The sequence below is a fragment of the Sandaracinus amylolyticus genome, assembly GCF_000737325.1.
In the GTDB taxonomy this organism is placed as follows: Bacteria; Myxococcota_A; Polyangia; order Polyangiales; family Sandaracinaceae; genus Sandaracinus; species Sandaracinus amylolyticus.
Genome location: NZ_CP011125.1, coordinates 1,747,026 through 1,769,498 on the forward strand (window position 1 = coordinate 1,747,026; position 22,473 = coordinate 1,769,498).

Annotated in this window: 15 protein-coding genes; 9 read left to right on the top strand and 6 right to left on the bottom strand. The window is 73.1% G+C overall.

Annotated elements, in window-relative coordinates; all coding sequences use genetic code 11:
* The first annotated feature begins 75 nt into the window (after positions 1-75).
* The 4 genes from DB32_RS07355 (at position 76) to DB32_RS07370 (ending at position 14,316) form a co-directional block, all read left to right on the top strand.
* Entirely contained in the window at positions 76-1,254 is a 1,179-nt protein-coding gene (locus DB32_RS07355; protein WP_053231709.1) for a 6-phosphofructokinase, read from the top strand.
* A 250-nt stretch (positions 1,255-1,504) separates the two neighbouring features.
* The gene (locus DB32_RS07360) at positions 1,505-6,532 is read left to right on the top strand and encodes a hypothetical protein (protein WP_053231710.1); all 5,028 of its coding nucleotides are present in this window, start codon (positions 1,505-1,507) and stop codon (positions 6,530-6,532) included.
* Between the two features lie 149 nt (positions 6,533-6,681).
* Positions 6,682-12,423, top strand: a complete 5,742-nt coding sequence (locus DB32_RS07365) for an FG-GAP-like repeat-containing protein (protein WP_169791368.1) — start codon at positions 6,682-6,684, stop codon at positions 12,421-12,423.
* A 207-nt stretch (positions 12,424-12,630) separates the two neighbouring features.
* Positions 12,631-14,316, top strand: a complete 1,686-nt coding sequence (locus DB32_RS07370; protein ID WP_053231712.1) for a hypothetical protein — start codon at positions 12,631-12,633, stop codon at positions 14,314-14,316.
* Here DB32_RS07370 and DB32_RS07375 read toward each other — a convergent pair whose 3' ends face one another.
* Together DB32_RS07375 and DB32_RS07380 are read right to left on the bottom strand one after the other, a co-directional pair.
* Entirely contained in the window at positions 14,317-14,985 is a 669-nt protein-coding gene (locus DB32_RS07375; protein WP_157068816.1) for an OmpA family protein, read from the bottom strand.
* Between the two features lie 34 nt (positions 14,986-15,019).
* Entirely contained in the window at positions 15,020-15,505 is a 486-nt protein-coding gene (locus tag DB32_RS07380) for a hypothetical protein (protein WP_157068817.1), read from the bottom strand.
* An 88-nt stretch (positions 15,506-15,593) separates the two neighbouring features.
* Between DB32_RS07380 and DB32_RS07385 the strand changes: the two genes are divergently transcribed.
* Both DB32_RS07385 and DB32_RS07390 read left to right on the top strand, forming a co-directional pair.
* On the top strand, positions 15,594-16,595 hold the full coding sequence (locus DB32_RS07385) for a TolB-like translocation protein (protein WP_157068818.1): 1,002 nt from the start codon (positions 15,594-15,596) through the stop codon (positions 16,593-16,595).
* Positions 16,596-16,645: 50 nt separating this feature from the next.
* Positions 16,646-16,864, top strand: coding sequence for a hypothetical protein (locus tag DB32_RS07390; RefSeq protein ID WP_053231716.1), 219 nt, complete (start codon positions 16,646-16,648; stop codon positions 16,862-16,864).
* A gap of 172 nt (positions 16,865-17,036) precedes the next feature.
* On the opposite strand, the gene DB32_RS07395 is transcribed toward DB32_RS07390, so the two are convergent.
* From DB32_RS07395 to DB32_RS07405, 3 genes are read right to left on the bottom strand one after another with little or no spacing between them, the layout of a single operon-like run.
* Complete coding sequence (locus tag DB32_RS07395) at positions 17,037-18,224, bottom strand: NAD(P)/FAD-dependent oxidoreductase (protein ID WP_240481173.1); 1,188 nt, start codon at positions 18,222-18,224, stop codon at positions 17,037-17,039.
* Positions 18,221-18,496 (bottom strand): (2Fe-2S)-binding protein, encoded by a 276-nt coding sequence (locus DB32_RS49420; protein WP_053231717.1) that lies wholly within the window; start codon positions 18,494-18,496, stop codon positions 18,221-18,223. The genes DB32_RS07395 and DB32_RS49420 overlap by 4 nt, the downstream gene beginning before the upstream one ends.
* The gene (locus DB32_RS07405; protein ID WP_083457215.1) at positions 18,493-19,872 is read right to left on the bottom strand and encodes an FAD-dependent oxidoreductase; all 1,380 of its coding nucleotides are present in this window, start codon (positions 19,870-19,872) and stop codon (positions 18,493-18,495) included. Before DB32_RS07405 ends, DB32_RS49420 begins: the two co-directional genes overlap by 4 nt.
* A gap of 65 nt (positions 19,873-19,937) precedes the next feature.
* On the opposite strand from DB32_RS07405, the gene DB32_RS07410 reads away from it, so the two are divergent.
* The 3 genes from DB32_RS07410 to DB32_RS07420 are packed head-to-tail and all read left to right on the top strand — an operon-like array spanning position 19,938 to position 22,065.
* Complete coding sequence (locus DB32_RS07410; protein WP_053231719.1) at positions 19,938-20,510, top strand: hypothetical protein; 573 nt, start codon at positions 19,938-19,940, stop codon at positions 20,508-20,510.
* Positions 20,507-21,025 (top strand): gamma-glutamylcyclotransferase family protein, encoded by a 519-nt coding sequence (locus tag DB32_RS07415; RefSeq protein WP_053231720.1) that lies wholly within the window; start codon positions 20,507-20,509, stop codon positions 21,023-21,025. Before DB32_RS07410 ends, DB32_RS07415 begins: the two co-directional genes overlap by 4 nt.
* 47 nt (positions 21,026-21,072) lie before the next feature.
* Positions 21,073-22,065, top strand: a complete 993-nt coding sequence (locus DB32_RS07420; protein ID WP_053231721.1) for a peptidoglycan L,D-endopeptidase MepK — start codon at positions 21,073-21,075, stop codon at positions 22,063-22,065.
* Here DB32_RS07420 and DB32_RS07425 read toward each other — a convergent pair.
* Positions 22,058-22,456 carry a universal stress protein gene (locus tag DB32_RS07425; RefSeq protein WP_053231722.1) on the bottom strand — a complete coding sequence of 133 codons (399 nt, stop codon included), beginning with the start codon at positions 22,454-22,456 and terminating at the stop codon, positions 22,058-22,060. The two genes, DB32_RS07420 and DB32_RS07425, sit on opposite strands and share 8 nt — an antisense overlap.
* Positions 22,457-22,473: the final 17 nt, after the last annotated feature.

Consider the following 22,473-nt stretch of genomic DNA (forward strand, 5'->3'; position numbering starts at 1 on the left):
CGGTGCGGCGATGCGCCACGGGAGCGACACTCAGGCTTGCGGTGACACCCGGTTCGACGCTACCGATCCGGTGCGATGACCGAGCCGACCAATCCCTTCCTCCGCCCGTCGCGCGTTCCGCGCGGCGAGCGTCGCCTGCTCTGCGTGTTCGACGGCGGCAACGCGCCCGGATACTCGTCGGTCGCGGTCGCGCTGACCGAAGAAGGAACGCGGCGCGGCTTCGAGGTGTGGGCGGCGACCGAGGGGTTCCGCTCGCTCACGAACGACGCGACCCACGAGCTGCGCTTCGAGCGCATGGTGGTGTCGCGGCGCGAGCGCTACGAGCTGCTCGCGCAGAACATCCCGGCGCGCTCGATGGGGCGACGCGTGCAGGACGCGGGCAGCGACTTCCGCTCGGAGCGCTACCTCGGGTTCCACGATCGCGCGACGCGCGACCTCGCGGCGCAGACGTTCCGCGCGCAGGGCTTCACGCACCTCGTGTGCGTCGGCGGCAACGGCACGTTCGAGGGCTGCAAGGCGTGGCTCCAGTCGTTCGGCGACGAGCGCCCGCCGACGGCGTTCGTGAACGTGTCGATCGACAACGACGTCGGCGGCGATCGGGCGATCGGGTTCCTCACCGGCGTCGAGGCGGGCGCGGAGATCGCGCGCGGCCTCTACGAGGACAGCTACACGCACAAGCGGATCTACTTGCTCGAGATGATGGGCAACCGCTCGGGGCGTCACGCGCTGAACTGCGGCGTCGCGGCGCGCGCGCACCTGATCGTGCTGCCGTTCTTCTCGTTCCCCGACGAGGTGCTGCGCGAGATCGCGGAGGGGCTCTCGAAGGCGGAGCACGCGCTCGTGGTGGTCGCCGAGGGCTACGAGGCCGAGCGCCGGAAGCGCGACCTGCCGGGCGTGAGCGCGAGCGCGTTCTTCAAGGTGCAGCTCGAGCAGTACGGGCTGCGCGACCTGCCGGATCGGCGCGTGATCGCGGAGCCGTTCAGCCGTCACATCCGCGGCGTGCGCCCGGGCTTCGCCGACGTGTCCGCCGCGTACCTGAAGGCGACGATGCTGTTCGAGGCGTTCGACGAAGGGCGCACCGAGGTGATGCCGTTCGTGCTCGCGGCGCACGACGTCGGCGTGCGCAGCTTCGAGACGATCACGCGCGAGGATCGCGTCGAGCGCGCGTTCCTGCCGCTGCTCGATCGCTTCGGGATGCCGAAGCTGCGCACGTGGGTGAGGGATCACTTCACGACGAGCGAGCAGATCCTCTGAGACGAAGCGCGGCTCGCCCCGGTGCGCGGTGAGGCGGGCCGAGCCCGAGCCGCCGGCCCGCACGCGTTCTCGTGCGACGTGCACGTTCCGCGCGCTGCCGCCGCGCGACTCCCACGCCGCACTTTTGTCGCTCGCACGGACGGTTTGCGCGCGCGCGCGTGCGCTTCGCGTGCGGCCCGCGCGCGCGGCGATTTCTTCATGGAAATTGCGGAGGTACACCGGTTGCTGAGGGGCGCGGGCGGAGACCTCGATGCCCACCACACGCTTCGCCCGGACCTGCGATCCAGACCCGCGCTTCGCCGGCGTTCCACGCGCTCGTCGATCGCGCTTCGCCCTCGTCGCGCTCGCGCTGGTCGCGAGCGCATGCTCGACGTCGATCGAGCCCGGCGTCGTGCCCGCCGCGTCGCTCTCGGGCGACGGCGGCGTCGACGATGGCGGCGCCGCGTCGTTCCTGCTCGGCGACGAGTTCGACGACCCCGAGGTCGCCGCGTGCGACGACTCGAGCCTCGGCGGCGCGTGCAGCGGCTCGCGCGAGTACCAGCGCCATCGCGTCTGCACCACCCCGCCGAACGCCGCGTGCAACGGCGGCTACTGCGAGGCCGCGCGGAGCTGCAGCAACTGGGCGTTCGGCCACTACGTCACGAGCCGCACCAAGCGCTTCACACAGAGCGAGCGCTGCGAGTGGGAGTGCATCCAGGAGAACCCGAACGGCGGCTGCTATCGACGCCGCCGGATCTGCTGGTGGGAGCCCAGCTGCAGCTCGTCGTACGAGACGAACCTCGCGCGCAGCGAGGCCTCGTCGCGCGGCGCGCCGGCGCAGGCCGTGTCCGCGATCACCGCGACCGCGCAGTCGATCTCGGTGTCGACGACGCAACGGCGCTGCGACGTGACGATCTCCAACGTCCCGTATCCCAACACGCGCGCGGACGTGAACGTCTGTGGCTGCGCGACGTGCCGCCACGCGACCTGCGGCACCGAGGAGCCCTACCTCTACCAGCCGCCCGGTGGCGCCGCGCCGGCGCCGGGCTCGTCGACGACGCCCAGCTGCGTGACCGCCGAGGATCGGACGACCGTCGCGACGCGCTGGGCGCGCCTGCGCGACTCGTGGTCGCGACGCGCGCTGCTCTCCACCGCGGACCGCGCGCGGGTCGCGGCGCGGGTGCGCACCATGCTCGAGCTCCACGCCGACGAGATCGTGGCGATCGAGCGCGCGGACGCGATCGCCGCGTACGCGCCCGAGGAGAGCGCGCAGCCGCTCTCGTGCGAGCCCGGCGCGCAGCCGATCACGTTCGGCGCCGCGTGCTCGACCGCGTCGCGCGCATTCCTCGGGGCGCGCCTCGCGATGTGCGAGCGCGTCGCGCAGGACGCCGACGGGTACGCGCCGCGCGCGCGCGGCGCCGTGGCGTGGGTGCTCGCGCCCGAGTGCCTCGCGACCCTCGAGCACCTCGCGGCGAATCCGTCGTGCAGCACGCCGGAGATCGAGGCGCGCGCGCGGGTCGCGGCGTTCCGGATGATCGAGCGTGGCCTCGACGCGATCACCGAGCGGCCGAGCGCGCTCGCGACGGTCGACGTCACCGCGCCGTCGGGCGTGACCGGCACGTACCGCACGCTGCCCGAGCTCGCGCGTCAGCTCCACGGCATCGGCCGCTGGTACGAGCTCGCGCGCGCGAGCGAGGCGCGCGCGGCCGACGAGGACGCGCCCGCGTGGACCGCATCGCACCTCGACCGGCTCGTCGGCGCGATGTGGCGCCGTGCCCGCGCCGCGCGTCGCGTGGTCGGCGCGCTCTGTCCGGCGCTCGCGCCCAGCAGCGACCTCGACGGCGACTGCGTGCCCGACGGACAGACCGCGCCCGACGTGACCACCGATCTCGCGGCCGCGCTCACCACGACGACCGAGCGCGCCGATCGCCTCGATCGCAACGTGCTGCTCGCCGCGTTCCAGGAGACGAGCATCCCCGCGATCACCGGGCCGAGCGGCACGATCCTCCCCGAGCTCGCGGTCACGGGGCACGCGCTGCGCGGCGAGGCGCTGCTCGCGATCACGGCGGACGCGCTGCGCGGGTCGCTCGATCGCGTCGACTCGCTCTCGCCGTACAACCAGCTCGCGTGCCGGCTCACGGCGTGCGGCGGCGCGCGCGCGTCGGGCGTCGACTGGTCCGAAGAGCCGCGCTGGGCGCAGACTTGGGCGCTCCTCGGGAGCGTCGACGACGCGGCCGAGCTCCAGGCGCTCGTGACCGAGGTCGGCCCCGATCTCGCCGATGCGAGCACGAGCACGCAGCCCGAGTCGTGGCAGAGCGTGTGGGAGCGCATCGCGCGTCGTCGCGTCGCGCTCGCGGAGGACGTCGCGGCGGCCTCGCAGCAGAGCGCGGTGCCGGCCAGCGAGCGCGTCGATCTCGCGCACGTGCCGACCGAGCAGCTGACGCCGGGCGCGCGCGCGCTCGCGAGCGTGATCACGCGCGGCAACGCGCGCGCGGGCTCGTACGCGGCGACCGGGCTCGTCGATCCGACGCGCACCGACCGGCGGCTGCGCACCATCGTGAGCGCCGATGGACGCGCCGCGATCATCGAGTCCGCCGGGGCGCTCGTCTCGCAGCTCGAGGCCGCGATCGTCGACTACGAGCAGGATCGGCGCGCGGTGGTGTCCGATCTGCTCGCGATGCTCGGCGGAGCGCGCGCGCTCGACGAGGTGATCGAGCACCGCGAGGAGCTGGTGCGCGAGCTCGAGCGCACCAACGCCGATCACGCGGCGCTCCGCATGACGCTGCAGGAGTACGAGCGGCGCTACGCCGAGACGTACGACCCCGAGAACGGCGTCGACCTCATGGGCGATCTCGACGCGACGCTCGACGACGGTGCGTTCGTGCAGGAGGGCGGCACGCGGCACTACGAGGTGCGCGGGTTCCACGGTGCGCGCGCGTTCCCGCTGCGCCGCGGCATGAACATCGTCGACTCCATCGCGCGCGGGATCGAGATCGACCCGGCGAACGGCGGTGAGCCCGATCCCGATCGGATCGCGACGCTCTCGGTGACGGGCCCGCGCATGATCGCGGTGCACGCGGCGGGCGAGTACTCGCCGCTCTGCGCGCTCCGCAGCTTCCAGGTCGCGATCCCGAGCCACGACGGCGACGACGGCGTGATCGTGCCGCCCGTCGCGCCCGGCACGACGATCGGACCCGAGGGCTTCACGATCGACGTGAGCGGATCGTCCGCCGAGGTGCGCCGCATCGGCGAGTCGACGCAGGAGGACCTCGGGCTGCTCGGGCCGGCGTGTCAGATCGCGAGCGTCGCGGCCGGCGGCGGGATCAGCGCGGGGACGAACGAGCGCAACCGCGGACAGGCGGCAGGCACGCTGTGCAGCGCCGCGGCCGGGATCGTCTCGTGGCTGACGGGCGAGTACGTCAGCCCGGTCGCGACGACGACGAGCGCGGAGACCTCGACCAGCGCGCGCTTCAGCGCGGGGCTGCGCCTCCGCGACACGCCGTTCCCGATGCTGCCCGCGGGCGCGCTCGTGGTGATCGAGATGGCGCCCGGCTCGACGATGGCGTCGGACATCCGCGACATCCACCTGCTGCGCAGCGGCGCGAGCTCGTTCTTCGTGCCCGACGCGGCGGATCTCTACTTCGTCGTCAACGACGGCTGGACGAGCTCGTGCGGCACGCTCGCGCCGCCGGGCGACTCGAACGTCGTCTCGCTCGAGCTGCGCGTGCTGCAGTCGGAGACCGGCGTCGCGCAGCAGGTCGTGGACGCGATGGCGGGCGTGCTCGAGTCGATCCGCGGTGATCGCGCGCTGATCGTCGAGCAGGGCTCGGTGCTCTCGACGCAGCTCTCCGCGTACCGCGAGGCCGCGATCCACGAGCTCGAGGTGAGCGCCGGGGTGTCGCTCGCGGACGTGCCCGACTCGGTGCGCAACGCGTTCGACGCGTACGTGAGCTACGAGCTCGCGAGGCTCGAGCTCGCCACCGAGATCCGCGCGCGTGATCGCCGCGTGCAGGAGCTCCAGGCGCAGCTCCAGGCGCTCGACGACGATCTCCTGCACGCCGGCGAGCAGGGCCGCATCACGGCGCTCCTCCCGGTGGGGCGGCTGCGCAACCTCGACGAGTACACCGACGGCACCGACGAGGCGCACCTGCGCTGGCTCGCGGACTCGCTCACGGCGCTCGCGGTCGAGGATCTCGTCCCGCTGATCGAGCTCTGGCATCCCGACCTGCTGCCCGCGCTCGTGAGCCCGACCACCGGCGACCCCGCGGTGCGCGCCGCCCTCGGGCGGCTCGCGAGCCCGCCGCCCACTGCGTCGCCGTTCTCGCTCGTCGACGACGTCGCGCTCGTCGTGCGCGCGATCCTCTCGACGTACGCGGCGACGCCGATGACGCACGTCGGCGCCGATCGCTACGTCGTCGGCATCTCGTTCGGTCGCCCGGGCTACGCCTTCCCGCCGGAGGGGTTCCCGCCGGATCCCGACGCCGATCCCGCGGAGACGCCGCGCTCGGTGTTCCCCCGCGCATCGTCGTCCGACGCGGCGCGCGTGTGGGGCGCCGTCTTCGCGGCGACGGCGCTCGCGCCCTCCGACGTGCGCTGCACGAGCGACGCGATCTGCGAGGGCGCGTTCGACGAAGGCGTGACGTGCGACACGAGCGCGGGCCGCTGCCGTGGACCGGTCGCGTGCGTCGACCTCGACGGCGACGGCCAGGCGGCGGAGTGCAGCGCTCCCGGCATGCAGTGCGTCGCCGAGGCGTGCGTGCGCGGCGAGACGCGCGCTCGCGTCGCGCTCCAGGCGAGCGATCTGTATCGCGCGCTCGGCGGCGCGGGCGGCCACGTCGCGTGTCAGTCGGCCGCGCCGATCGTGCAGCGCTCCGCGCTCGTGTTCGCGCTCGGCCGCAACTTCGATCCCGCCGACGCGGAGATCCTCGCGGACATGTCGACGGGGCGCCGCGTCGTCGCGCGCATCGACGCGCAGCAGCCCTTCGCGCTGCGCGACGCGGAGACGAGGTACACGCTGCTCGCGGCGCCGTTCCTCGAGCGCACGATGCCGCTCGTCTACACGACGTACGAGCGCGTCATCCCGGCGTTCACGGCGCACACGCCGGCCGAGCAAGGGCATCGCGGCAGCTCGGTGCTCGCGCCGATCACCGTCGACTTCTCCGCGCTCTCGACGCTGCGCGCGGCGCGCGGCGGAGACGGCGTGAGCGGCACGTTCGAGTCGAGCGAGCTCCTGCTCGTGATGGAGATCGACGCGGTGCCCTCGACGCGCCCGACGTGGATCACCACCTGCGCGCCGTGAGCTGAGCGCGCTCGGTCGAACCAAGACGCGCCCGTTCGCGGAGCCGCACGACGCGCGGCTCCGCGAGCGGGGCGACGTGCGCCCGAGGGCCCGCGGGCGCGCGCTTCCACGAGCTCGTGCTCGCGGGCCCGCGAGGGAAGGAGACGATGATGAAACGAGCGATCCGGAGGATCGCGGTCGGGCTCGTGCTCGCGCTCGGACTGCCCCAGACGACGGCGGCGCAAGTGCGTCGTGACGCGATGGTGCAGGCACCCGAGGTGCGCCGGCCCGGTCGCGGGAGCGTCGCGGGAGCGTACGCGGCCGTGGGCTTCGACCCCGAGACCTTGAGCCGAGGCACGATCGACGTCGCGGGGCCGTTCGAGGCGCCCGACGAGCGCGGCGCTCCGCTCGTGCCGATCTTCCCCACCTACGCGCCCGATCGCGGGCTCTCGGAGTGGGGCGTCGGATGGAGCGCGTCGTTCGCGATCCGAAGGCACCGCGATCGCGGCGACCTCGACTTCGCGACCGACGACTTCGCGAGCCCGTGGGGCGTGCTCGTGCAGGGCGACGACGGCGCGTACTACCCGCGCGGCATGGCGGCGCGCGTGCGCGTGACCCGCGAGCCCGATCGCTGGAGCGCGGTGCTCGAGGACGGCACGCGCATCACGTTCCGCGACGCCGACGCGATCCGCACGTCGCGCGGCATCTACCAGTGGTCGGTCTCGGAGGCGGTCACGCCGCTCGGGGATCGCACCACGTGGGAGTACGCGGCGCGCAGCGATCAGGCGAAGCGCCCGTACGTGCAGCGCGTGACCTACGGCGGGCGCGAGAGCACGCCGCAGGTCGAGGTGCGCTTCGACTACGACGGCACGATCGGCGCGCGCCACGTCGACTACGCGTCGGGCGTCGGCGTCGCGCTCGACCGCCGCGTGCGCGAAGTGCGCGTTTCCACTTGGGATCCGGCGAGCGCGAGCTATCTGCTGCGCCATCGCTACGAGCTCGGGTACGAGGAGAGCCCCGCGGGCGTCGCGTTCTATCTATCCCGCGCGCAGCGCTTCTTCGCGTCGGGCGAGCCGGACTCGCCGCGCACGTTCACCTATCGCTTCGGCGAGCAGGACGCGGCCGAGGCGACGCTCGCCGAGGCGAGCGTGCTCGACTCGTACCTCGAGGCCTGGGGCGTGACCGCGCTGATGCCCGACGTCTCGAGCTACGTCGACGTCGATCGCGACGGTCGCACCGACCTCGAGAACCGCTACGACCACGAGCTCGCGCGGCACACCGACGCGGGGCTGGAGTACGAGACGCTCCCGCGCGACGGCACCGAGGACCCCGAGTGCCGCCCCGTGCCGAGCCTCGACAACCAGCCGCGCCTGCTCGCGCGCATCGACGGCGAGCAGCGCGTGCTGCGGACCACGGCGGTCGGCGACGTGACGCGCGTGACGATGTGCGATCGCCAGGGCCACCGGCTCTCGCGCGTGAGCGTGAGCGGCGCGGGATGGACGCTCGGCGCGCGCACGCGGCTCGTCGACGTCGATCGCGATCGCCGCCCCGATCTCGTGCGCGTCACGTCGAGCGGCTACGAGGTGATGCGCAACACCGGCGACGCGAGCGCGCTGAGCTTCGCGGCGGTGACGCGCGGCACGCTCACGATCCCGTCGCCCGTCGACACGCTCTGGGTGCAGGACGTGAACGGCGACGGCATCGCCGATCTCGTCGGGCGCACCGCGTCCGCGCTGCAGGTGTGGCCGGGGCTCGGTGGCCGTCGCTTCGCGGCGAGCGGCACGCGCCTGCAGGTGCGTCGCGCGTCGGGCGAGGTGATCAGCGACCTGCGCCCGTACCAGATCGCGTTCCTCGACGCGAACCGCGACGGGCTCATCGACGTGCTGCTCTCGTCGGGCTCGACGCTGCGGCTCTACACGCATCGCGGGGATCGCTTCTCCGAGCAGAGCGTGCCCGCGCTCGCGACGGTCGCGTTCGACGTCGGCTATCCGGTCGCGGTCGATCTCGAGGGCCGCGGAGAAGAGCAGGCGCTCGTCTCGCGGCGCGTCGACGGAGCGAACCACGCGTACGCGGTGACGCTCACGTCGCCGCGGGCAGGTCTCATGGTCCGCGCCGACGACGGACGCGGCGGCGCGATCGAGCTCGACTACGTGCGCGCGCCCGCGATCCCCGGGATGACTGTGCGGCCGCCGCTGCTCGCGCGCGTGACGACGCACGACGCGGGCGCGGACTCGGTCACGAGCCACTACGACTACGACGATCCGGTGTTCCACTCGGTCTCCGAGGGCCTCGTCGGATATCGCCTGGTGCGCCGCGCGAGCGCGACGTCGCTCGGCGAGATCGAGTTCCATCACGACGACGACGTGAGCGGGCTCGTGGTCGCGACGCGCACGCTCGACACGCTCACGGCCGACCTCCCGGCGGGCCTGCATCGCTTCACCGAGCACGTCTACGAGGACGCGCTCGTGCGCGCGGTGCGCACGATGCGCGAGGTGCGCGTGCGCGGCGGTCTGCGCGACGCGGAGGGCCACGAGGCGCTCGGCGCGGTGCGCGACGTGATCGCGTGGAGCGAGGACGGCCTGTGCCCCGAGCACGTCCGCACCACGGGTGAGCACGGCACGCTCGAGATCGTGCACACGCGCGCCGAGGTCGCAGCGCTCGCGGGCGCGCTGCACTGCGAGATCGCGACCGAGACCGAGATCGGCACGCATCCGGCGCGCGCGGCGCTCGACTTCCGCTACGACGCGCGCCTCGTGCGCAACGGCGTGGGTCAGATCGAGCGCGTCGAGATGCTCTCCGGCGGCGAGGCGCACGTGCTTCAGCAGAGCACGTACGACGCGCTGCACCGGCTCGTGTCGCTCACGACGCCCGGGCGCGGCACGACGACCGTCGCGTACGCGCCGGGGACCGGCGAGATGCTCGAGGTCGTGGGCGCGGACGGAGTGCGCGGGCGCGTGGAGGAGCGCGACGCGCGCAGCGGCGCGATGACGCGCATCGCGTTCGATCGCGGGCCGGGCGGCGAGCTGCGCGAGCACTGGCGCTATGACGGCATGGAGCGGCTCGCGTCGCGCTGGGACAGCGTCGGAGCGGGCTCGGAGGCGATGCCCGAGGAGGCGATCTCGTACGCCTGGGCGTCGTCCACGCACCCCGGATCGATCGTCACGCGCACGCTCGTGGACGCGAGCGCCGGAACGTACGCGGAGAGCGCGGAGCTCTTCACCGCGGCGGGGCGCGCGATCGCGGGCCTCTCGCGGCTCGAGAGCGGGTGGGCGGTCGGTGACGTGACGATCGAGACGCGCGAGCAGGCGCGCACCGACGTCTATCGCCGCGCTCCGATCGCGGTCACGGGCGCGGGCGAGATCGCCTTCGCGACCCTCTTCGACGAGGCGAGCCGCGACTGGGTCGCGACGACGACGAGCTCGGTGCTCGGCCACACGCCGGGCGAGGAGCAGCTCGTGCGGGACGGCGTCACGCGCCGTCTCGCGACCGCGGTCGGTCTCGCGAACGGCCACCTCGTCCACGCGACGTACGAGAACGGCGCGCTCTTCTCGACGCGCGAGCTCGACGCCGAGGGCCGCGTGATCGCCGTGACCGACGGCGGCGGTGCGCGCGCGGAGATCGCGTACGACGCGCTCGGTCGCGTGGTGGGCGTGCTGCTGCCCGACGGCACGACCCGCCAGACCGCGCGCTTCGACGCACAGGGCCGTCCGAGCGAGGTCGCGCACGACGGCGTCGGCTCGGTACGCCTCGTGTACCAGGGCGCGGGGGATCTCGTCGCGGAGCGGAGCTGGCACGCGCCCGACGGCACGCGCGTGCGCAGCGCGCGGTACGCGTACGACGCCGCGGGCCGCGAGATCGAGCGCACGAACGTGCGCGCGTCGGACGGCGCCGAGGAGACGTTCCGCTTCCTCTACGACGGCGAGCGTCCCGACGGCGGCGTGATCCCCGGCCAGCGCGGTCGTCGCACGTCGGTGATCGGCCCGACGTTCGCGCGCTGGGATCGCTTCCTCCCCGACGGCAGCATCGCGAAGAGCGAGCTCGTGATCGACGGCGGGTGGCGCACGATCCGGCTCGACTACACGCATTTCGAGGACGGCGCGATCCGCAGCGTCGATCGCCTGATCACCGACGCCGCGGGCGCGGTGCTCTCCTCGATGCGTCGCACCACGCAGCGCGACGCGCTCGGTCGCATCGAGCGCGTGGTGCTCTCGAGCCCCGACGGCACGAACGCGCGCACGCTCTACGCGCTGTCGTACGACGATCAGGGGCGCCTCTCGCACGCGACGATCGGCTCGGGCGATCTCTTCGTGCCCGAGTACGACCCGCCGACGCGCACGCGCGTCGGCTACACCCACGACACGTCGGACGTGACGCTCACGTCGCGCGAGGAGCGTGACGCGCGCGGCCTCGTGACCACGCAGCACGTCGAGCTCGAGTCGGCGTCGTCGAGCACGAGCTACGATCGCGCGCTCTCGTACGACGCGCGTCGGTTCCTCCGCGGCTCGACGGGCGGCGGCACCACGACGGCCTACGCGTTCGACGCGACCGGCGCGATGGCGAGCGCGCAGGACGTCTCGGGCGCGCGTGCATTCGTGCGCAGCGGCGACGTGCTGCAGGCGGGCGGCGTCACCTACCGGCTCGACGGGATGGGCCGTGTGATCGCGCGAGACGATCTCGCGATCACGTACGGTCCGAACGGCGACGTCGAGCGCGCCGAGCGCGGTGATCGCGTCTGGACGTACGCCTACGACGAGACCGGGCAGCGCCTGCTCAAGCGCGAGAACGGCGTGATCACGATGGCGACGCTGCCGGGCGGCGTGTTCCTCGTGGGCAGCGACGTCGTCGAGCCGGTGATCGCGGGCGGGCACACCGTGGGCTTGCTCGTGAACGGCGCGCTGCGACCGCTCGCGACCGACACCCGCGGCACGGTGATCGCGGACGGCGACGGCCACGCGATCGACGTCTCGCCGTTCGGCGTGCGCAGCTCGCACGACGCGCTCGCGGCGGTGATCGAGTACGCGTCGAGCGGCTACGACGCGGATCTCCAGACCGTGCGCATGGGCGTGCGCGACTACGATCCCTACCTCGGTCGCTTCCGCACGCCGGACCCGCTCTACATGGAGGAGATCGATCGCTGCGCGTCGAGCCCCACGCAGTGTCAGCTCTTCGCGTACGTGAGCAACGATCCGCTCTCCTACGTCGACCCGAGCGGGCTCGAGGAGCGACCCGCGGGCGCCCAGCCGATCAACACGACGAGCTACATCGAGAGCTACGAAGAGTCCACGCGCGCCATGGTCGACGGGGTGGTGGACGGCTACAACGGCAACCGTCCGCTCATCGAGGCGTCGAGACACTACTTCCTCTTCGAGAGCTGGGACTGGGACACGAGCACGTACATGCGCCCGCTCTACTCGACGGACCGGACGTACCTGACGATGCTCACGCGGTTCGCGCTCGCGCCGGTGGGCAATCCGGCGCTGCGCGAGGCCGAGCTCTCGTTCGATCGCACCGCGCGTCTGCTCTACACGGTCGACAGCGCAGGCCCGTGGCAGGACAACTCGACGGCGCACACCGCGAACGCGAGCACGCAGACGCAGGACTCCGTGGGCACGACTCGGTCGAACACGACCACGCACGCGAACGAGGGCAGCGTGGGCGCGGCGGTCGGCGCGCCGGGCGGGCCCAGCGCGAGCTTCGGCGCGAAGAGCAGCGTGAGCTCGTCCGACACCTCCACGCATCAAACTTCGCGGATGGTGCAGACCGGCTCGGGGAACACCACGGCGTCCACGTTCCCGACGCAGATGCGGGTCAGTGAGGTCCGCCTCTGGATGGAGATCGTCGACAACCACGGAAACCGCAACTACTACCAGCTCGGCCGCGCGACGCTCATCGACTCGCGCGTCCGACGCTGAGCGCTCCGCACGAACGACGCCCCCCGCGCAGCACGCGCGGGGGGCGCTCGCGTTCGCGCCAACACTTCGCCGCCGTCACGCGGCGAACGAGCCGACACTTCGCCGCGGTCAGGCGGCGAACGAGCCAACACTTCGCCGCCGTCAGGCGGCGAACGAGCCAACACTTCGCGTCAGGAGCGCATCCGCTGTAGCGTCTGCCTCCTTCTCATGCCGACCGTCGGCGATCTCCTCCGTTATGTCCTTCCCGTCGGGACCGTGCCTGGGAGCGCGAGCACGTCGCTCGCGTCGTGCCCGGTGTGGCCACCCGACGCGTTCGCAGCCGCGGCGACGCTCGTCGAGCGCTCGGCTTGCTACACCCGCGATCGCTACTCCGGGCGCGGCTTGCCGCGCGGATCGGGCGCGCGCTGGTCTCCGTATTTCGGCCTCGAGTACCTCGCGCGCACCGACGCGGCGGGCGCGCGCTGGCGCAGCGAGATGCGCGTGCCCGACGAAGCGCAGAAGGCGTGGGAGACGATCGTCGCGGGCGAGACCGATCCCATCGGCCCCGAGACGAGCGACGCCGTCGCCGACGCCGCGATCGAGCTGCTCGCGATCGCCGACGAGGCCTGCGAGGGGATCGGCTTCGCGCCCGAGCATCCATCGCCGATCACGTCGTTCGTGCTCGAGGAGCACCTCCGCTTCGTCTCGCGCACCGCCGCAGCGAGCGTCGGCGCGATCCCCGACGTGCGCGTCTCGCTCTGCATCGCGGTCCCGCACGATCGCGCGTGCGTGCAGCCGAAGTCGCGCGCGGCGCAGGTCGGATGCGCGATGCGCGCGCTCTCGCACCACGTCGCGCTGTTGCCTGCGAAGCACGAGATCGAGACGCGCTGGATGGTCGGCGATCTCGATCGCGCGCAGGGCCCGTTCAACCTGCTCTGCGTGCCGTTCCCGTACCGCATGCGCGGCGACGCGATCGAGGCGGGCCCGCTGGTGCAGGGCGCGAGCGGCGCCGGTCACTTCCGCGTGAAGCAGACGTGGCTGCCCGAGAAGGACAAGGATCGCGTCGCGTTCGTCGCGGATCTCGTGCGCGAGCTGGTGCGCGTCTCCGAGCGCGAGGTCGGTCAGGTGCACGGCGTCGTGCTGCCCGAGCTCGCGCTGGACTCGCCCACGGTGCGCGGCGTCGCGAAGGAGCTCGCGAAGCTGCCGTCGCTCGAGCTCTTCATCGCGGGCACGTCGGCGATCTATCCGAAGAGCGGCGCGCCGCGGAACCTCGTGTTCGCGTCGCTGCTCGAGGGCGGCGAGGTGCGCACGCACTGGTGGCAGAGCAAGCACCATCGCTGGCGTTTGGACGAGGGGCAGATCCGTCGATACCACCTCGGCCACACGCTCGATCCCGCGCGTCGTTGGTGGGAGGACATCGACGTCGACGATCGCCAGCTGAGCCTCTACGTGTTCCGCCCCGACGCGAGCATCGCGGTGCTCGTGTGCGAAGACCTCGCGCGGATCGATCCGGTGCAGCCCGTGCTGCGCGCGATGGGCCCGTCGCTCGTGATCGCGGTGCTGATGGACGGGCCGCAGCTCGATCGTCGCTGGCCGGGGCGCTACGCGGGCGCGCTCGCGGACGATCCCGGGAGCTCGGTGCTGACGCTGACGTCGCTCGGGATGATGGAGCGCTCCGTGATGCCGGGAGAGACCGAGCCGCGTCAGGTCGCGCTCTGGAAGGACGCGTCGGGCCAGGCGCGCGAGCTCAGCCTTCCGCGCGGCGCGCACGGGCTCGTGCTGAGCCTCGACGCGAGCCGCGAGGAGCGATGGACGCTCGATGGGCGCACCGATCGCGGCCGCACCGTGCGGCTCTCGCTGGGCGCGGTGCGCGCGGTCGCGCATCCGAGCCCGCCCGCGTGGCTGAGCGCCTGACTACGAATCAGGGAGCACGAGCTCGACGCGCCGGTTCAGCGCGCGCTGCTCGGGTGTGTCGCCGGCGGTGACGGGCTCGCTCGCGCCGTGCGCGATCACCACGACGCGCGCGGGATCGATCCCCAGGGAGACGAGCACGTCGCGCAGCCGCTCGGCGCGTCGACGCGCGAGCGCGACGGGTCGGCGTTCTTCGCGTCCTGCGTGACCGTGCAGCTCGACGCGCTTGATCTGCGGATTGCCGCTCAACGTGCCGGCGACCGCGCGCGCGAGGTCGAGCGCACCGTCGCCGAGGCGCGCGGAGTCCTTCACGAAGAAGAATCGCTCGCGCTGCGGTGCGATCGGGCCGGAGGTGAGCGGGAGCGCGCAGTGGTCGGGACAGCCGTCCTCGTCGTCGAGCCCGTTGTACGTCTCGGGCTCGCGCGGGCAGCGATCGTCGGCGTCCGCGATGCGATCGCGATCGTCGTCGAGATCCGAGCATCCGTCGTCGTCCTCGAAGCCGTCGACGTCCTCGGCCTCGCCCGGGCACGGGTCGCCGGCGACACGCGCATCGACGTCGACGATGTCGACGTCACGATCGCTCGATGCGACGGCCGCGTTGCGCGCCGCATCACGCGCTCCACCGCACGCGGCGAGCACGAGCATCGCGATCACCGCAGTCCGCCTGCCCACGCGCTCAGCGTACGGCGGCCGCGGCCGATTCCCGCTATGCGCCCGGCATCGCATCGGGCGGCGGCGTGGTCGGGCCCTCGTAGTCGTGCGGCAGACCGCTCAGATCGATCTCGAGCTCCACGTCGGGCGCGTCGTCGCTCACGAACACGCGCCCGCCCGCGAGATCGAAGTACAGGCGGGGATCTCCGTCGACGCGCGTGCCGTTGCGATCGCGCGCGAACACGAGGTCCTCGCCCTGCCGATAACACGCGTTGTAGCCGCCGTCGGCGAGGCCGTAGACCGTGTCGCCGCTGCACTCCACGCGGATCCGGCAGTTGTAGTAGGCGTCGTCGGTCCGCAGCACCTCGACCACGCACGCGTCACCGCGCTGCGGCACGACCGGACCGCGCGCCGCGACCACGCGTCCCTCGTGCACCTGTGGGGCGCCGACCTGCTGGATGTCGGGCGACTGCGCACCACCGCACGCGGCCGCGATCGACATCGCGAGCCCGGTCAGCGAAGCGCGGCGCCACCCAGCCACGCGGCGATCGTAGGCGGTCTCCCACGCGCTTGCGAGCGCGTCGGCGTCGACGCGCACGAGCGAACCCCTTAAGCTCCTGCTCGCTGTGGTGCAGTTCGCGCGGCGATCGATCGGTGCGCTCACGCTCGTGCTCGTGGCGCTCGCCACGCCCGCGTGCGGCCGAGTGGGCTACCAGACGTCCTCCGATGCCGCGTCGCCCGCGATCGACGCGGCACCACCCGACGCGACGACGAGCGATGCGTCGTGGATCGGGATCGACGCCGGTCCCCCAGTGCCGGAGGCTTGTCGCTTCGGCACGCCCGAGTGGGTCGGCGCGGTCGCGACGAGCGGTCAGGAGCACGGCCCGACGATCACCGCGAATCGCCGCGTGCTCTGCTTCGCGTCGAACCGTCCCGGCGGCGTCGGGCGCAACGACGTCTACTGCATCGAGCGCGCGGCCGCGAGCGCCCCGTGGGGAACGGTCACCGCGTACCCCGTCGTCAACTCGAGCGCGGACGACGTCGACCCCGCGCTCACGCCCGACGGCTGGGAGATGATCTACGCGTCCGATCGCGCGGGCGGCGCCGGAGGGCTCGACCTCTATCACGCGGAGTTCGACTCGCGCGCGTACACGTTCCTGCCGCCGACGCGCATCGACGCGCTCAGCACGCCGGATCACGAGGGCGGCGCCGAGGTCGCGGCGGACGGCGTGACGATCTACTTCACGCGCCGGCCGATCGGCGGCGGGCCGACGCGCCTCTACGTCACGCGTCGCACCGGCACCGGGCTCACGTTCGACGAGCCCACCGAGATGGCCGAGCTCGCGAGCGAGCACCACGACACCGAGCCGACGATCTCCGCCGACGGCCGCACGCTGGTGTGGTGCTCCGATCGTCCGGTGCTCGGTCGCGCGTCGCTCTCGTACAACCTCTGGTGCGCGCAGCACGACGGCTCGGCATGGGGTCCTCCGATCTTCGTCGATGGCGCGGCGCTCGATGCGGGCGATCCCTGCTCGCCCGAATTCGCCTCCGACGGCTCGCTCTTCTTCACGAGCGGCGTGCTGCCCGGCGCGTCGGGGCTCGACGTCTTCCGCGCTCCGCCCGCGCGCTGAAGCCCGGCTCGTTGTGGCGCGGGCGCACGCGCTGCGCCCATACTCCGATCGTGCCCCGACAGCGCGCCAGCGAGCTCCGCGAGTACCACGAGAGCCCTCCCGCGCTCGTGCGCGACATGGAGCAGTGGCTCGACGTCGGCGACCGGCGCGAGGCCGCGCAGCGAGTCCGCGAGTGGGTCGTCGAGAGCTACGAGCTCGCGAGGACGACGCCCGCGCGCCGCAAGCCGAAGTCGCGCAAGCCGCCGCGCGCTGCCGCGAAGTCGCGCTGAGCGCTACCCCAGCGCCCGGTCGAGGTGAACCTCAACTCGGGCTTGGGTTCGCTGTTCCTTCCCGGAGGGCGCGTGCGGCGCGCCCTCCCTCGTCGGGCAAAGCCCGCCGAGCCTCCCTCCCGCCCGAAACCCGAGACCGCAGCGTCGAGGATCGACGCAAGCGGTCTTCGGGTCAGCCCAGGATCATCGTCTCGCTGAGCAGCTTCCCGAGGCGATACCGGCGCAGGTTCCAGCGCTCGAACAGCTCGCGCTCCTCGCCGTGCAGCAGCCACCGCGCGAAGAGCTCGCCCATCACGGGCGCCATCATGAAGCCGTGCCCCATGAACCCGCTCATCAGGTACATGCCGGGCATTTCGTCGACGTCCCCGACGAGCGGATTGCCGTCGGGCGTGATGTCGTAACAGCCGGCCCACTGCCGGAGGATCTTCACCTCTCCGAGCACCGGCATCGCGCGCGCCAGCGCGCGTGAGTAGAGCCCCAGGAAGCGCAGCGACGAGCGCTGATCGATTCCGTCGGGCACCTTCGCGTTCGAGATCCCACCGACGATCTCGCCGCGCATCGACTGCGAGAAATACAGCCCGTCCGCGAGATCGCCGACCAGCGGGCGCAAGAACGGCTTGAGCGGCTCGCTCGAGCAGATCTCGTGTCGGTGCGGATGGCTCGGCAGATCGACGCCCACCATCCGCGTGATCTCCGGCGACCACGCGCCCGCGCACACGAGCACGCGCTGCGTCGCGACGCGCCCGCGCGACGTGACGACGCCGCTCACGCGGCCGTTCGTCGTCTCGATCGCGCTCACGTCGGTGTGCGTGTGCAGGGCGACACCGAGCTTCTCGCAGGCGCGCGCGTAGCCCCACACGAACGGCCACGGGAAGACCACTCCGTCGTGCGGGTTCCAGCTCGCCGCGACGAAGCGCGAGACGTCGAGCTCGGGGACGATCTCCTTCATCTCCGCGCGATCGACGATGCGCGTCGGCAGGCCGTGATCGCGCTGCAGCCGCGCGCTCTCCTCGAGCTGCTTCGCGCGCTCGTCGCTCCGCGCGAGGAAGAGATACCCGCCGCGACGGAACCACACGTTGATGCGCATCTTCGTCGCGAAGTCCGAGCACAGCTCGATCGAGCGCTTCATCAAGCGCACGTTCGTCTCGCTCGACCACTGCGCGCGCACGCCCCCGCCGTTGCGCCCCGACGCGCCGCTGCAGAGGTAGCTCTTCTCGACGACGACGATGCGCTCCTGCCCGAGCCGCGCGAGGTTCCACGCGATCGCGAGGCCCATGATCCCGCCGCCGACGATCACGACGTCGGCGCGATCGGGCAGCGGCTTCGGCGGAGCCGCGATCGGCTCGAAGTGCGCGCTCACTCGTCCTCCTCGGGCAGCAGCCGCGCGAGGCGCGCGACCGACACCGGATGGAACGGCGGGCGCGGCGTGATCGGCGCGTCGGGCGGATCGCCCCCGAGCTCGACGAGCATGCGCGCGCAGAGCGCGACGCACTGCTTGCCCTGGCACCACCCAGTGCCGAACCCGGTGTAGCGCTTGAGCGACTCGAGATCGCGATGGCCCGCGCGGACCGCCTCTTCGATCTCGTGCGTCGTCACGTCCTCGCAGCGACACGCCAGGATCTTGTCGCTCACCGCGCACCTCCGTGGCGTCCCGCCATCTCACTGGCGAGCTCCTGCGCGATGGCGCGTGCTGCCGCGACGCCCTGCGCGATGCCCGCGGGCACCGAGGGCACGCCCGACGCGCGACCGACCACTCGCACCCGCGGCGTGCGCGTCGCGCCGTCCGCGTGCGACGCGACGACCTCGAAGCCGCCCTCGCGCCAGACCACGTCGGCGCCGGCTTGCGACGCGAGCTCGTAGACCGCGCTGCTCGGCGGCGCGACGACGAGCGCGTCGCACTCGAGCGACTCGATCCCACCGACGGTGCGCACGTCCACGCGATCGATCCCCGCGCGCCCGTGCGCGCGCTCGATCGCGGAGATCTCGAAGTTGCCGATCACGCTCGCGCCCGCGCTCTCCAGCGCCGCCGCGAGCGCGCGCAGCCGCGCCGATCCCGGCGCGCTCGCGCTGGTCGGCCCTGCGATCACGACGCGCTCGCCGGGCAGCACGCCGTGCGCGAGCAGCCGACACGCGGCGTCGCTCCCGATCACGCCGGGCAGGTCGTTGCCCTCGAACGCCCACGCGCCCTCGTGGCGACCCTGCGCGACGATCACACGTCGCGCCTCGATGCGCACGAGCGCGTCGGGCGCATCGGCGAGCGCCACGAGCATCGACGGATCTTCGTCGTCGATCGCGATCACCGAGCACCCGAGCGCGAGCTCCGCGCCGCGCTCGACCGCGCGCGCCGCGAGCCGCTCCGCGACCACCCGCGCGTCGATCGGCGCTTCGTCCTCCGCGGTGCGCACGACGCCCGGCGTGTGCGCGAGGTGCCCGCCCGCGCGCGTCTCCTCGTCCGCCACGATCACGCGCAGCCCGGCGCGCGCACACGCTGCCGCCGCTGCGAGCCCGCTCGGCCCCGCGCCGATCACCAGCACGTCGCACTCGCGACGCATCGGCTCGATCGGCGCGCGCGCCTCGTCCGGCAGCTTGCCCACGCCCGCGATGCGGCGCGCGACGCTCTGCATCACGCGGTTCACGGGCTTGCTCCACGTGAACATCTCGTGGTGGTTCATCCCGCCCGGGAAGAACCAGTCGGTCGCGGCGAGCAGATCCACCTCGGCGGTGCCGAGCACGTTCTGCGTCTCGACGACCATGCCGTGCTCGCACGGCACGCGACACGTCATGCGGCTCGGCGCGCCGTCGACGCGCATGAGGCATCCGTCGCACCGCCCCGCGTAGCAGCTCGCGCCGCGCGGCCGGTGGTACTTCACGCTGCGCCCGAGCACGACACGCCCCGCCGCCGCGAGCGCGATCGCGATCGGCTCGCCGCGCAGCGCGGGCACGTCGTCGCCGTCGACGCGCAGCGTCACTCGCTCTCGATCGGAAGGCCCGAATCGCCGCGGCGCCATCCCGCGACTCCTACCACGACGTCGAGCGCTTCTCCCGGGCGCGCGATCCCCGCTACGCTCGCGCCGTGCGCTCCCGCACCGCGTTCCTGGTCTCGCTCACCGCGCTCTCGCTCGCGTGCGAAACGTCGCGCGACGCTGAGCCGGCGCCCGCTCCCGAGCGCACCGCGCCGAGCGCGCCGGGCACGCCCGCAGGGCTCGTCGCGGCGAGCGCGCTCGCGTCGGCGCTGCCGCAGCGGCTCGGCGCGTTCGAGGCGACCGGCACGCCCGAGCCGCACGTCGAGCTCGGAGTGACGCCGACCACGCGCGTGAGCGCGCAGTACGCCGACGGAGAGCGCCGCGCGACGGTGCGGGTCGTCGACGCGCAGCGCGCGCCCGATCTCGTCGCCGGGTTCGCTGCCGCGCAGCGCATCCCGATGCCCTCCGATCCGAGCGCGCCCGACGAGCTCGTCCCGACCGGCATCGCGGGACGGCCCGCGCTCGCGTCGTGGACGCCCGGCACCTCGACGAGCGAGGCGCAGGTGGTGATCGCGGAGCGCTTCGTCGTCGCGCTCACGATCACGCCCGCGAGCGTCCCCGAAGAGGCGGTCGACGTGCTCGAGACGTTCCCCTTCGCGTCGTTCGACGCGCTGGCACGATGAGCGTCGCGTACTTCGCGTTCGGTGCGAACACGTGCCGCGACGTGCTGGTGCGACGGCGCCGCATCGATCCGATCTCGAGCGAGCCCGCGTCGCTGCGCGACCATCGACTCGCGTTCGTGCAGCGCGGCATCCCGCTGATCGAGCCCGCGTTCGCGAGCGTGCTCCCGCAGCCGGGCGCCACGGTGCACGGCGTGCTGCACGTGCTGCGCGACGACGACATGGAGCGCCTCGATCGACTCGAAGCGGCGGGCTACGCGCGCGTGGAGCGCGAGGTGCACGCGCGCGAAGGCGTGATGCCCGCGTTCCTCTACGTGACCCGCAGCCCGACGCACGGCCTGCGACCCTCGCGCCGCTATCGCGATCTGATCGTGCGCGGCGCGCGCGAGCACGGCCTGCCCGCGTCGTGGATCGACGAGCTCGAGCGCTTCCCGACCGCGCACGTCCCCGGCGTGTCCGACGCCGTGCCGTGGATCATCGAAGCGCTCGATCGGGTGCTCCGCCGCGCGCCGGATTAGATCCGTTTTCTGGATCGCGCGCGCGCCGGCACGGGACCATTCGCCCGATGCTCCGCGTCCGCTCGATCGCGCTCTTCGTCGCGCTCGCGTTGCCGTCCATCGCGCGCGCCGACGTGACCGTCATCTACGCGGCGCCGAGCGAGCGCGCGCCGCTCGTCGCGCGTCCGGTGTGCCCGGTCGGGATGAGCGAGAGCGCGTGCGCGCGCGCCGCGGCGACGCCGCCCACGCCGCCGCCTCCTCCGCGCATCGCGATCACGCCGCCGCCTCCTCCGCGCACGCCCGAGCCGCGCGTCGCGATCACGCCGCCGCCTCCTCCGCGCACGCCCCAGCCTGCTGCGCTTCCTCCTGCGCCCTCTGCGTGCGCTGCGCCCGTCACGTTCGTGCGCGGCAGCGAGCGACGCTCGCTCGTGCTCCTCGACTGCGACGGTCGCCCTCACCCCGAGAGCCTCGTCGCGCTCAGCGTCCTCGCGCGCCCGCCCGGCGCGCCGCTGCCCGATCCCGCGACGCTCGTCGCGCACGCGAGCGATCCCACATGGGTCGCACCTTCGATCCGCCGCCTCCATCCCGGCCTGCTCGAGCGCCTGCGCGTCATCGCCGATCGCTTCCCCGGCCACGCGATCGAGATCGTCTCCGGTGATCGTCCCGATGCGCGCCCCGGGAGCCGTCATCTGCACGGCCTCGCGCTCGACCTGCGCGTGAGCGGCGCGAGCCTCGACGCCGTTCACGAGCTCGTCTCGCGCTTCGATCGCACCGGCGTCGGGCTCTATCCCGCGGGCGGGTTCCTCCACCTCGACGTGCGCACGCGCGCCACGCGCTGGGTCGACGCGAGCGGGCCCGGCGAGCCCCCGCGCCCCACGCCCGAAGACGCACCGCCGCGCGCGGCGCGCATCCGCCGCGTCCCCACGCCCGACGCGCCCGCGCCGCCTCCTCCGCGCCCCAGCGACGACGAGCTCGGCCTCGACGCGGACGCGATCGTCGACGCGCTCACGCGCGAGCTCGACGCGCGCATGCCGACGCTGGCCCCGCCGCGGCTCAGGTGACGATCAGCACGTCGCGGCGCGCGTTCCGCACCACGCGCTCCGCGGTCGACCCGAGCAGCCACTCCGCGAAGCCGCGCTCGCCGCGCGTCGCGATCACGATCAGATCCGCGTCGTGTGCCTCGGCCGCCGCGAGGATCTCGGTGGGCGCATCGCCGACGCGCACCTCGAGCTCCACCTGCACGTCCTTGTGCTGCGGGAGCCGCTCGCCGAGCCGCTTCACGTGCGCGCGCACCTCGTGCTGCGCGTACATCGGGCTCGCGCTCTCCTCGGAGACCATCACGTGCACGAAGGTCAGCTTCGCATCGAGCCGGATCGCGAGCTCCGACGCCTTCTGCAGCGCGCGATCGCCGAGATCCGAGAAGTCGGTGGCAGCGAGGATGTGCTTGTACATGCCGTCCTCGACTCTAC

What these genes read in the sequence shown, in the direction of transcription:
- DB32_RS07355 (WP_053231709.1), top strand. Translation starts at nt 76, where the DNA reads ATGACCGAGCCGACCAATCCCTTCCTCCGCCCGTCGCGCGTTCCGCGC.
- DB32_RS07360 (WP_053231710.1), top strand. Translation starts at nt 1,505, where the DNA reads ATGCCCACCACACGCTTCGCCCGGACCTGCGATCCAGACCCGCGCTTC.
- DB32_RS07365 (WP_169791368.1), top strand. Translation starts at nt 6,682, where the DNA reads ATGAAACGAGCGATCCGGAGGATCGCGGTCGGGCTCGTGCTCGCGCTC.
- DB32_RS07370 (WP_053231712.1), top strand. Translation starts at nt 12,631, where the DNA reads ATGCCGACCGTCGGCGATCTCCTCCGTTATGTCCTTCCCGTCGGGACC.
- DB32_RS07405 (WP_083457215.1), bottom strand. Translation starts at nt 19,872, where the DNA reads ATGGCGCCGCGGCGATTCGGGCCTTCCGATCGAGAGCGAGTGACGCTG.
- DB32_RS07415 (WP_053231720.1), top strand. Translation starts at nt 20,507, where the DNA reads ATGAGCGTCGCGTACTTCGCGTTCGGTGCGAACACGTGCCGCGACGTG.
- DB32_RS07420 (WP_053231721.1), top strand. Translation starts at nt 21,073, where the DNA reads ATGCTCCGCGTCCGCTCGATCGCGCTCTTCGTCGCGCTCGCGTTGCCG.
- DB32_RS07425 (WP_053231722.1), bottom strand. Translation starts at nt 22,456, where the DNA reads ATGTACAAGCACATCCTCGCTGCCACCGACTTCTCGGATCTCGGCGAT.